The sequence below is a fragment of the Pseudomonas kribbensis genome, from assembly GCF_003352185.1.
GTDB lineage: Bacteria > Pseudomonadota > Gammaproteobacteria > Pseudomonadales > Pseudomonadaceae > Aquipseudomonas > Aquipseudomonas kribbensis.
Genome location: NZ_CP029608.1, coordinates 4,578,594 through 4,589,848 on the forward strand (window position 1 = coordinate 4,578,594; position 11,255 = coordinate 4,589,848).

The window sequence follows — 11,255 nt, forward strand, 5'->3', positions numbered from 1 at the left end:
CGGTTTTTTATGCATCAAGCGATCAGCGCAGCGACGGACCGTGGAAACCCATCCACATTGCCAACTGCTCGGCCACACTGGCGCCCAGTTTTTTCGAGAAGCGATCGAACGGCGATTCCTGAACGGTGAAGTCCACCAGTTCCTTTTCGCCAATCACATCACGCGCCACCGAGCTGGCATTACCCAGACCATCGATCAGCCCCAATGGCAGCGCCTGCTCGCCAGACCAGACCAGCCCGGAGAACAGCTCCGGATGCTCCTTGTCCTTCAGGCGATCGCCACGCCCTTGCTTGACGCTATTGATGAACTGCTTGTGCGTGGTATCCAGCACACTTTGCCAGAACGCGGTTTCTTCCGGCTTCTGCGGCTGGAACGGATCAAGGAACGACTTGTGCTCGCCTGAGGTGTAAGTGCGACGCTCGACGCCCAGCTTCTCCATGGTGCCGACAAAGCCGTAACCGGCCGCTGTCACACCAATGGAACCGACCAGGCTCGCCTTGTCGGCATAGATCTGATCCGCCGCACTGGCGATGTAATAGGCCCCGGACGCACCGAGGTCGGAAATCACCGCATACACCTTGGTATCCGGATGCAGGCCGCGCAGGCGCTTGATCTCGTCATACACATAACCTGACTGCACCGGACTGCCACCCGGGCTGTTGATGCGCAGGATCACGCCCTTGACCTTCTTGTCTTCGAACGCCGCACGCAGACTGCCCACGATATTGTCGGCGCTGGCTGGCTCTTTATCGGCAATCATGCCGGTGATATCGATCAGCGCCGTGTAATTCGAGCTGCGAGTGGCGCTCTTTTCCATGTCCATCAACGGCGTGAACAGGAGCAGCGCGACAAACAGGTAAACAAACGTCAGCAGCTTGAAGAAGATCCCCCAACGCCTGGAACGACGCTGCTCCTGCACACTGGCCAGCAAGGTCTTTTCCAGCAGCTTCCAGCTTTTCGCATCACCGTCGTCGGCAGTTGCCTTGGCCGGTGCTTTCCATTCGTCGGTCATGCCATCCACCCCAGCAAAAACGTATTAAGCCCGCTGCGCCAGCCAGGCATGCAATTCAGAAAACCGGTCAATCGACAGTCGCGGCTCAAACTGCTGCAGCGACTCGATCGATTGCGCACCGTAGCTGACCGCCACCGAATCCATCCCCGCGTTACGCGCCATCAACAGATCGAAGGACGAATCGCCGACCATCAGCGCCTGTTCGGCACGCACACCGCAATGCGCAAGGATCTGTTCCAGCATCAGAGGGTGCGGCTTGCTGGCAGTTTCATCGGCAGCACGGGTGATATCGAAATAATCTTCCCAACCATTGGCCTTGAGCACCCGATCCAGCCCGCGACGATTCTTGCCGGTCGCAACAGCCAGGTGATAGCCCTGCTCGCGAAAGGACGCCATCGACTCGACTACGCCCTCGAACAACGGCGAAGGCACGGCTTCTGCAGCGATGTAGTGATCCGCGTAATACTCGCGGAACAAGGTCATTTCGGCATCGCTGATTTCCGGATACAGCGTGCGGATCGCCTCGGGCAAGCCCAGACCGATGATGCCCTTGACGGCAAAATCATCATGCAACTCGAAACCTGAACGCCCGGACGCCGAGTGCATTGCCTCGACAATCCGATGAATGGAATCGGCCAGCGTGCCGTCCCAATCGAAAATCAGCAGCTTGTAATCAGATGGGCGCACTCAATCGCTCCACAGTCTTGGCCCACATTTCATCGACCGGTGCCTGCAACTTGAGTTCACCGCCATCGGGCAGCGGCACGGTCAGCATGTAAGCGTGCAGGAACAGGCGCTTGCCGCCCAGATCACGGATTTCCTTACTGAAATTGTCATCGCCGTATTTGGTGTCACCCGCAATGCAGTGCCCGGCGTGCAACGTGTGAACGCGGATCTGGTGCGTGCGACCGGTGATCGGCTTGGCTTCGATCAGAGTGGCAAAATCGCCGAAGCGACGCAGGACCTTGAACACGGTCACCGACTCCTTGCCCTCCTCCTCGTCGACCTCGACCATGCGCTCACCGGAGCGCAGATTGCTCTTGCCGAGCGCCGCACGGACTTGCTTGATCGAGGTCGCCCAGTTGCCGCGAACCAGTGCCATGTAGCGCTTGTCGACACCGTCACCGCGCAACGCGGCATGCAAGTGACGCAACATGCTGCGTTTCTTGGCGATCATCAGCAGGCCGGAGGTGTCGCGATCGAGACGGTGAACCAGCTCGAGCTCCTTGGCATCGGGGCGCAACTGACGAAAGGCTTCGATCACGCCGTAATTCAGGCCGCTGCCACCGTGAACCGCAATGCCGGCGGGCTTGTTGATCACGATCAGGGCTTTGTCTTCGTAGACAATCGAGGCTTCCAGGCGCTGCAACAGGCCCTGGGCCAAAGGCACCGGCTCGTCACGCTCGGGCACACGAACCGGCGGCACGCGCACGATATCGCCGGCCTGCAGCTTGTATTCGGGCTTGATCCGACCTTTGTTAACTCGCACTTCGCCTTTGCGCAAAATGCGGTAAATCAAGGTCTTGGGCACGCCTTTGAGCCGGGCGAGAAGAAAATTGTCGATTCGTTGGCCGGCATATTCCGGCGAGACCTCAAGCAATTGAACGCCTGGAGTCGAAGGGGCAGTAGTCGTCATGCCGCGGATGATAACAATTTTTATGGAATTGAAGCACTTAATCATTGCTGCTATAGTCGCGAACGCCGCCAAAAGCGGCCTGGACAGCGGAACCACGGTCAAAAACCGGCCCTGACCAACGCAATTCACCAGGACGCGAGGCCGTCCTACGGGGCTTTCGCTACGTAACGGTGGAGTTTGCAGCTGTAACAAGCGCAGGTGACATGAGGCCTGAATCACGCCGCAAAGCAGAGTTCTGACTCGCCACGCGAGCCATATTCACGGCCAGTTCACAAAGTGCAGTCAGCCGCGGATGACCCCGAGTGAAAGCGCCGGAAACACCGCCTGAATTAGCCATGATGCGTGACCTCCCCTTTCGGAGCTCACGGTAAATGCCAACCCGCTGCGGATTCTGCGCGCGGCAGCACCCGAATTATCAGGGATACGTGTAGGGTGGAGATGCACAACCGCTGGACTGTGTAGCAACAGGCTTTCTCAAGACGCTTCATCTCGTCCACAGCCACGGTTGATTCCTCCTCCTGACTGAGTGCTTAAGTAGCCACAGCAAGCAGGACGCGTACGTCGCGATAACGGCCCAATTGGCCGGACATCGCTGGACACGGGAATGGCCAACCACTCCCGACGCACCTGACACCGACCGTGAGAAGTCGTGTGTGCCGAACGCCGTTTCCGGCAGCCCGGAAACCGACGGTACTACATGAAAAGAATGCTGATTAACGCAACTCAACCCGAAGAGTTGCGTGTTGCACTGGTAGATGGCCAGCGCCTCTACGACCTGGACATCGAATCCGGTGCACGCGAGCAGAAAAAGGCCAACATCTATAAAGGCCGTATCACTCGCATCGAACCAAGCCTTGAGGCTGCCTTTGTCGATTTCGGCTCCGAGCGCCACGGCTTCCTGCCCCTCAAAGAAATCTCCCGCGAATACTTCAAGAAAGCCCCTGAAGGCCGCGTCAACATCAAGGACGTCCTGAGCGAAGGCCAGGAAGTCATCGTTCAGGTCGAAAAAGAAGAACGTGGCAACAAGGGCGCAGCCCTGACCACCTTCATCAGCCTGGCCGGTCGTTACCTCGTCCTGATGCCGAACAACCCGCGTGCCGGCGGCATCTCCCGTCGCATCGAAGGCGAAGAGCGCAACGAATTGCGTGAAGCCCTGAACGGTCTGGTCGCTCCAGCCGACATGGGCCTGATCGTGCGCACTGCAGGCCTTGGCCGCAGCAGCGAAGAAATGCAGTGGGACCTCGATTACCTGCTGCAACTCTGGACCGCGATCAAGGAAGCCTCGCTGGATCGTTCCGCGCCGTTCCTGATCTACCAGGAAAGCAACGTCATCATCCGCGCCATCCGCGACTACCTGCGCCAGGACATCGGCGAAGTGCTGATCGACAGCGTTGAAGCCCAGGACGAAGCCCTGACCTTCATCCGCCAGGTGATGCCGCAGTACGCCAGCAAGATCAAGCTGTACGAAGACAGCGTTCCGCTGTTCAACCGTTTCCAGATCGAAAGCCAGATCGAGACCGCTTTCCAGCGCGTCGTCGAACTACCTTCCGGCGGCTCCATCGTCATCGATCCGACCGAAGCCCTGGTGTCCATCGACATCAACTCGGCGCGCGCCACCAAAGGCAGCGACATCGAAGAAACCGCCCTGCAGACCAACCTCGAAGCGGCCGAAGAAATCGCCCGTCAGTTGCGCCTGCGCGACATCGGCGGCCTGATCGTCATCGACTTCATCGACATGACCCCTGCCAAGAACCAGCGCGCCGTGGAAGAGAAAGTCCGCGAATGCCTGGAAGCCGACCGCGCCCGTGTACAGATCGGCCGCATCTCGCGCTTCGGCCTGCTGGAAATGTCCCGTCAGCGCCTGCGTCCTTCGCTCGGCGAAAGCAGCGGCATCGTCTGCCCGCGCTGCAGCGGCACCGGCATCATCCGTGACGTCGAATCGCTGTCCCTGGCGATCCTGCGCCTGATCGAAGAAGAAGCCCTGAAAGACCGCACCGCCGAAGTTCGCGCGCAAGTGCCGATCCCGGTGGCCGCGTTCCTGCTCAACGAAAAACGCAACTCGATCACCAAGATCGAACTGCGCACCCGCGCCCGCATCGTCATCCTGCCGAACGATCACCTCGAAACCCCGCATTTCGAAGTTCAGCGTCTGCGTGACGACAGCCCGGAAGCCGCGACCAACCAGTCCAGCTACGAAATCGCTGCCGCTGCCGCCGACGTCGAAGACGTTCAGCCAGCCGCCGCGACCCGCACCCTGGTTCGCCAGGAAGCCGCGGTCAAAACCGCTCCGGCCCGCGCCAACGCTCCGGTTCCGACCGAAGTCGCCGCTCCGGCCCCGGCACCAGCTCCGGTTGCCGCACCTGAGCCAAGCCTGTTCAAAGGCCTGGTGAAGTCGCTGGTCAGCCTGTTCGCCACCAAGGAAGAGCCTGTTGCTCCGGTTGTGGTTGAAAAACCGGCCACCGAGCGTCCGGCCCGCAACGAAGAGCGTCGCAACGGTCGTCAGCAGAGCCGCAACCGTAACGGTCGCCGCGATGAAGAACGCAAGCCGCGCGAAGAACGTGCTCCACGTGAAGAACGCGCACCGCGTGAGCCACGCGAAGAGCGTCAGCCTCGTGAAGCCCGCGAACTGCGCGAGCCACGCGAGTCCCGTGACGAAGCACCGGTAGCCCGCGAAGAACGCGCACCACGCGCCCCTCGTGAAGAACGCGCACCACGTGCTCCACGTGAAGATCGCAAGCCGCGTGGCGAGCGTGAAGAACGCGTACGTGAACTGCGTGAACCTCTGGATGCTGCTCCAGCCGCCGCTGCCGCTGTTGCTGCCACCGCTGAAGAGCGCCCGGCTCGTCAGCCGCGTGAAGAGCGTGCACCACGTCCACCACGTGAAGAGCGCCAACCGCGTGCCGAACAAGCCGCTGCTGCCGTAGCTGAAGAAGAAGTGAACACCAACGAAGAGCAACTGCCGGAAGACGGTTCGGAGAACGCCGAAGGCGATCGTCCACGCCGCCGCTCCCGTGGTCAGCGTCGTCGCAGCAACCGTCGCGAGCGTCAGCGTGATGCCAACGGCAACGTGATCGAAGGTTCGGAAGAGTCCACCGAGAACGCTGAAACCGCCGAGCCGAGCACTGCCGATCTGGCTGCCGGCCTGGCCGTTACTGCCGCTGTTGCCAGCACCGTGATCAGCGCTCCGGCCGAAGCCCAGGCCCACGAACAAGCTGAACGCGCTACCGCTGCAACACTGGAAACCGCTCCAGTTGAAGCGCCGGTTGTTGAAGCCACCACTCCGGTAGAAGTAGTTGCTGCTCCGGAAGTCGAAGTGGCGCCGGTTCGCGAAGCTCAGCCTCAGGTTGAAGCCGCTGCCGAACCTGCTTTCGTCGCCCAGGCGCCTGTTGCAGTGGCAGAGCCGGTTGTCGAAACCGTCGCTGAAACCGTGACCGAAACCGTGCGTGAAGTTCGCGAAGAACAGACCGCATTCAACTGGGTCGCCGAGCCGGCCGTCGCTGAAACGCCAGCGCCAGTGGTTGAAGCGCCTGTCGCGGAAGAAGCCAAGGCCGCCGAGCCAGTAGTGGTTGCCGAACCGGCACCGGTCGTTGAAGCCCCAGTGGTAGAAGCGCCAGTTGTCGCCGAAGCACCTGCTCCGGTAGTTGAAGCGGCTCCAGTTGTCGCTCCGGTCAGCGCCCTGACGCCAAGCGGCCGTGCGCCGAACGACCCGCGTGAAGTGCGTCGTCGCAAGCGTGAAGAAGAGCGTCTGCAGAAGGAAGCCGAACTGGCTGCCGCTGCCGCCGCTGCTCCAGCCGTTGCCGAAGCGGTCGAGGCAGCCCCTGCCCCGGTCGCTGAAGAAGCTGCCGTAGAAGTGATTGCCGAAGCACCGCGCTCCGTACAGGAAGCGGTCGAGCACCACGAACAGGCCCAGGAAAAAGAACACGAGCCTAAACCTCTCGTCTGACTCCGAGCGCCAATAAAAAGCCCCGCCTGGTGATCCAGGCGGGGCTTTTTTATGCCTCGCGGTTTGTATCAGGCCGGCGGAAAAACCAGTGCCTGCGGCACATCGATATCCCACAGCACACCGGGATCATCAACCGCCACTTCCACTACCCGCCCCTGTTTGAACAAAGGTCTGGCCCCACGATCACCGGACAATGCCATCAACCCCGGCCCAAACGAGCGACCAAATCCGACAGGATGCCCAAACTCGCCACCCTGCACCGGAACACTGACCGCATCGTCGGCAATCGCCGCCACTACCCGCTCAATGCTCGATGGCAAGATGAACGGCATATCGCCCAGCACAATCAGCCAGCCATCGGCATCCGGGCAAGCCGCCACACCCGCCGCGATGCTGTCGCCCATCCCCGTAGACTCGATCGATACGATGTCACAGCCATAAGCCTGCGCCATCCGCATCGCCTGTGGCCGTGCTTCGGTCGTCACCAGTACTCGTTTGTCGAGACTCGTCGGCAAGTTCACTAGCGTCTGCTCAATCACCGAACGCACGGCTCCGTCGCGCCCCGTGCAATCGGCCAGCAGCTTGTCTTTGTCGTCACCCGCCACTTCGCGAAAGCGGCTGCCCTCGCCTGCCGCCAGCACAATCACTCCGATGGTTCGACTCATGCGCGCTCTGCCTTCTTCTGCTTCAACTCGACACCATTCTTGATCGCAACGATTTCCGCCAGCAACGACAACGCGATTTCCGCCGGGGAATGACTGCCGATCGGCAGACCGATCGGCCCGTGCAATCGAGCGATGGCCGCTTGCGACAAGCCTAGCTCAGCCAGATATTCCCGACGCTTGAGACTGTTGACGCGCGAGCCCAGGGCACCGACGTAAAACGCCCTGGAATCCAGCGCCGTCAGCAACGCCATGTCGTCCAGACGCGGATCGTGAGTCAGGGCAACGATGGCGGTGCGTTCGTCGGTCTGAATGCTCAGCACTGCCTCATCCGGCATGCCGGGGACAAAGCGGCCATGCTGCTCTTCCCAGTCATACACGAACTCGGTGCGGGGATCGCAGATCAGCACTTCGAAATCCAGCAGCCGCGCCATTTCGGCCACATAACGCGACAACTGTCCGGCACCGATCAGCAGCAGACGCCAGCGCGGGCCGTAGATGGCACGCAAGGTCTTGCCATCAAAAACCAATGCATCCGTTTTGCTCGCCGCCGAAAGAATCACCTCACCGCTTTCGAGGTTCAGCTCGCGAGCAACGATTTCATGAGCTTCACAACGTGCCAGCAATTCAGCGACCCACGCAGGATCGCCGACTCGCTCTTCGGTGAGGCGCAAAGTGCCGCCGCACGGCAGGCCGAACCGCGCCGCCTCCTCCCGCGTCACGCCATAGGTGATCAACTGCACCGGCGGCCCGTCGGCGGGAATTCGCCCGTCGTGCAAGCGGGCGATCAGATCGTCCTCGACACAGCCACCGGACACCGAACCGATCACCACGCCATCCTCACGCAACGCCAGCATCGCGCCGGGGGCCCGGGGCGCAGTGCCCCAGGTCTGCACGACAGTGAACAACACCACCCGCTGCCCGGCGCGGCGCCACTCCAGGACGCTGCGCAGGACATTGAGATCGGCGCTGTCCATCACGCTTGCGCCTTTTGCCAGCCCTGCAACTGGTAACGCACCGGCAGGCTGCGGATGCGTTGACCGGTCGCGGCGAAGATCGCATTGCACAGCGCCGGCGCAATCGGCGGCACGCCCGGCTCACCGACACCGCCCAGCGGCACTTCGCCCGGCGGTGTCACCAGATACACCGCCACTTCCTTCGGTGCCAGCGACATGCGCGCCACTTCATACATATGGAAGTTGTCCTGCTGCACTTTGCCGTCCTTGAAGCTGATCTCGCCCCAGACGGCATTGCCCAGGCCCATCACACAGGCGCCTTCGAACTGCGAACGGATCCGCTCGGGGTTGATCTGCGGCCCGCAATCCACGGCGATGTCGGTCTTGTGCACGATCAGCGTACCGTCGTCCTTGACCTCGACTTCGATCACCGCCGCCACATAAGTCACGAAGCTGTAATGCACTGCCAGCCCGAGGCCACGGCCCTTGGGCAATTTCCGCCCCCAGCCGGCCGCCTTGGCTGCGGTTTCCAGTACGGTGCGCATACGCCCGGTGTCGATCGGATAACGCTCGGGGGATTCACCGTAGTTCCACTCTTCGCTGAGCGTGCGCGGGTCGATCTGCCGATCCGGGCCGAGCAGTTTGATCTGGTACTTGAGCGGATCTTCCTTGGCCTCGTGCGCCAGTTCGTCGACGAAGCTCTGGATCGCAAAACCATGGGGGATATTCGACACCGAGCGATACCAGCCGACCCGCGTATGGACGGTGGCCTCGGGGTTTTCCAGGCGTACGTTGGGAATCGCGTAAGCCATGTTGGTGAAGCCCATGCCCAGCTCGAACGCGGCTTCATGATTCATGCCCGGCGCAAACAGCGCGGTGATGCTCGGCGCCACCGTGCGGTGCAACCAGGCGGACGGCAAACCCTCCTTGCCCACGCCGGCCTTGAGGTATTCGGCGGACACGGTGTGGAAATACGAGTTGTGGATGTCGTCTTCACGCGTCCACTGCACCCGCACAGCCTTGCCGGGGAACTCCTTGGCAAGGATCGCCGCTTCAACGACGAAGTCCGGCTTGGACTTGCGGCCGAAACCACCACCGAGCAGTGTCACGTTGAAGGTCACGTTGTCGAACGGCAGACCGAGGCGTTCGGCGATCCGCTCACGGGTGACCTGCGGCGCCTGGCTCGGCGCCCAGGCTTCGCACACGCCCTCTTTATAGCGAGCGATGGCCACCATCGGCTCCATCGGTGCCTGTGCCAGATGCGGCAAGTAGTAAGAAGCTTCCAGGGTACTGGCAGCGCTGCCGATGGCTTTTTCAATGTCACCGGTGTTGCGCACCACTTTGCCCGGTTTCAGCGAAGCAGCTTCCAGCTCCTTGCGGTAGGCGATCGAGTCGTAACTGGCGTTCGGGCCATCGTCCCACTCGATCTTCAGCGCTTCACGGCCCTTGAGCGCCGCCCAGGTGTTGCTGGCCACCACGGCCACGCCACCCAGCGGCTGGAATTCCGAAGGCAAAGGGCGGGGTTCGATCTGAATGACTTTCAGCACGCCCGGCACTTTCAGCGCGGCGCTGTCATCCACCGACTTGACCTTGCCACCGTACACCGCAGGGCGGGCGATCACGGCGTACAGCATGCCGTCGAAATGCACGTCGGCCCCGTAGACGGCACGACCATTGACGATGTCATCGCCGTCGATGGCCTTCGTCCCTTCCTTGCCGATGTAGCGGAATTCCGATGGCTGCTTGAGCCGCAGGCTGTCACGGACCGGAACCGGCAACGCACTGGCCGCAGAGGCCAGCTCGCCATAACCCAGCACGCGCCCGGACGGCGTGTGAATGACTTTGTGCAGCTGCGCGCGGCATTCGCCGACCGGCACCTTCCACTGCGCGGCGGCAGCCTGCTCCAGCATGGTCCGGGCAGCGGCGCCGCAACGACGCATCGGCTCGTACCAGTGACGCATGCTGCGCGAGCCGTCAGTGTCCTGGTTACCGAAACGCACTTCATCGCCCGGTGCCTGTTGAACCTTGACGTGGGCCCAATCGGCCTCCAGCTCATCGGCGACCACCATGGTCAGGCTGGTGCGCACGCCCTGGCCCATTTCCGAGCGGTTGCAGACCACGGTCACCGTGCCGTCGGCGGCGATGCTGACGTAGACCTTCGGATCGTCGATCCAGCCATTGGGCATGCCATCGGCGCCGAACTTCTTCGGTTTGTCTTCAGCCAATGCATCCTGCCAGCCCCAACTGGCGGCCAGCACCAGCGCACCTGTGGCGCCGATACCCTTGAGAAAGCCCCGGCGACTCAGGTTGCTCAGGGCGAAATCGTTCGGCAAGCGGCTCATGCCTTGGCCTCCTTCAGGTGAGTGGAGGCCTGGCGGATGGCGGTCTTGATCCGGTTGTAGGTGCCGCAACGGCAGATGTTGCCGACCATCGCCTCTTCGATCTGCTCGTCGCTCGGGTTCGGGTTGGTCTTGAGCAACGCGGTGGCGGACATGATCTGCCCCCCCTGACAGAAACCGCACTGGGCCACCGCGGTGTCGAGCCAGGCTTGCTGGACGATCTGACCAATCGGATCGGCGTGCAGGTTGTCGATGGTCGTTACATTCTGCCCGGCCACCGAACCGATCGGCGTGATGCAGCTACGCACCGGCAATCCGTCGATATGAATGGTGCAGGCGCCACACAGGCCCATGCCGCAGCCGAACTTGGTGCCGTTGTAACCGGCAACGTCACGGATCGCCCACAACAGGGGCATGTCCTCGGTGACATCGAGTGGATGGTCTTGGCCATTGAGTTTCAGGGTAATCATGGGCACGCCCGCATATTCATGGAGGTTATGGGGTCGAGCAATCTGCCGCCGGAAATCAGCGGTGGGTTCACGCAGATCGACTCAGGCTAATGAGGCTCTCTTGTGCCGACGAAAACGTCTGCACCGGGCCTTTGGTAGAGCAAAGGGGTTTATCGTTAGCTGGCTAAGTTAACCCGGGATTAACAAAAAAGCCCTGCACTTTTTAAATAGTGCAGGGCTTTGGATTGCGCCTTGAAA

8 protein-coding genes are annotated in these 11,255 nt (G+C 61.5%); 1 reads left to right on the top strand and 7 read right to left on the bottom strand.

Annotated features, from left to right (window positions below; all coding sequences use genetic code 11):
- Window positions 1-22: 22 nt before the first annotated feature.
- From sppA to rluC, 3 genes are read right to left on the bottom strand one after another with little or no spacing between them, the layout of a single operon-like run.
- Complete coding sequence (sppA, locus tag DLD99_RS20845) at window positions 23-1,012, bottom strand: signal peptide peptidase SppA (RefSeq protein ID WP_114884748.1); 990 nt, start codon at window positions 1,010-1,012, stop codon at window positions 23-25.
- 24 nt (window positions 1,013-1,036) lie between these two features.
- Window positions 1,037-1,699: an HAD-IA family hydrolase gene (locus DLD99_RS20850; protein WP_114884750.1), complete on the bottom strand. Its 663-nt coding sequence runs from the start codon at window positions 1,697-1,699 to the stop codon at window positions 1,037-1,039.
- Entirely contained in the window at window positions 1,686-2,648 is a 963-nt protein-coding gene (rluC, locus tag DLD99_RS20855) for a 23S rRNA pseudouridine(955/2504/2580) synthase RluC (protein ID WP_011335441.1), read from the bottom strand. The genes DLD99_RS20850 and rluC overlap by 14 nt, the downstream gene beginning before the upstream one ends.
- 697 nt (window positions 2,649-3,345) lie before the next feature.
- On the opposite strand from rluC, the gene rne reads away from it, so the two are divergent.
- Window positions 3,346-6,591 carry a ribonuclease E gene (gene rne / locus DLD99_RS20860; protein WP_114884751.1) on the top strand — a complete coding sequence of 1,082 codons (3,246 nt, stop codon included), beginning with the start codon at window positions 3,346-3,348 and terminating at the stop codon, window positions 6,589-6,591.
- A gap of 68 nt (window positions 6,592-6,659) precedes the next feature.
- Here rne and DLD99_RS20865 read toward each other — a convergent pair whose 3' ends face one another.
- From DLD99_RS20865 to DLD99_RS20880, 4 genes are read right to left on the bottom strand one after another with little or no spacing between them, the layout of a single operon-like run.
- The gene (locus DLD99_RS20865) at window positions 6,660-7,256 is read right to left on the bottom strand and encodes a nucleotidyltransferase family protein (protein WP_114884752.1); all 597 of its coding nucleotides are present in this window, start codon (window positions 7,254-7,256) and stop codon (window positions 6,660-6,662) included.
- Complete coding sequence (locus tag DLD99_RS20870) at window positions 7,253-8,230, bottom strand: XdhC family protein (RefSeq protein ID WP_114884754.1); 978 nt, start codon at window positions 8,228-8,230, stop codon at window positions 7,253-7,255. Before DLD99_RS20870 ends, DLD99_RS20865 begins: the two co-directional genes overlap by 4 nt.
- Window positions 8,230-10,551, bottom strand: a complete 2,322-nt coding sequence (locus tag DLD99_RS20875) for a xanthine dehydrogenase family protein molybdopterin-binding subunit (RefSeq protein WP_114884756.1) — start codon at window positions 10,549-10,551, stop codon at window positions 8,230-8,232. The genes DLD99_RS20870 and DLD99_RS20875 overlap by 1 nt, the downstream gene beginning before the upstream one ends.
- Entirely contained in the window at window positions 10,548-11,018 is a 471-nt protein-coding gene (locus tag DLD99_RS20880; protein WP_085710940.1) for a (2Fe-2S)-binding protein, read from the bottom strand. Before DLD99_RS20880 ends, DLD99_RS20875 begins: the two co-directional genes overlap by 4 nt.
- Window positions 11,019-11,255 lie beyond the last annotated feature (237 nt).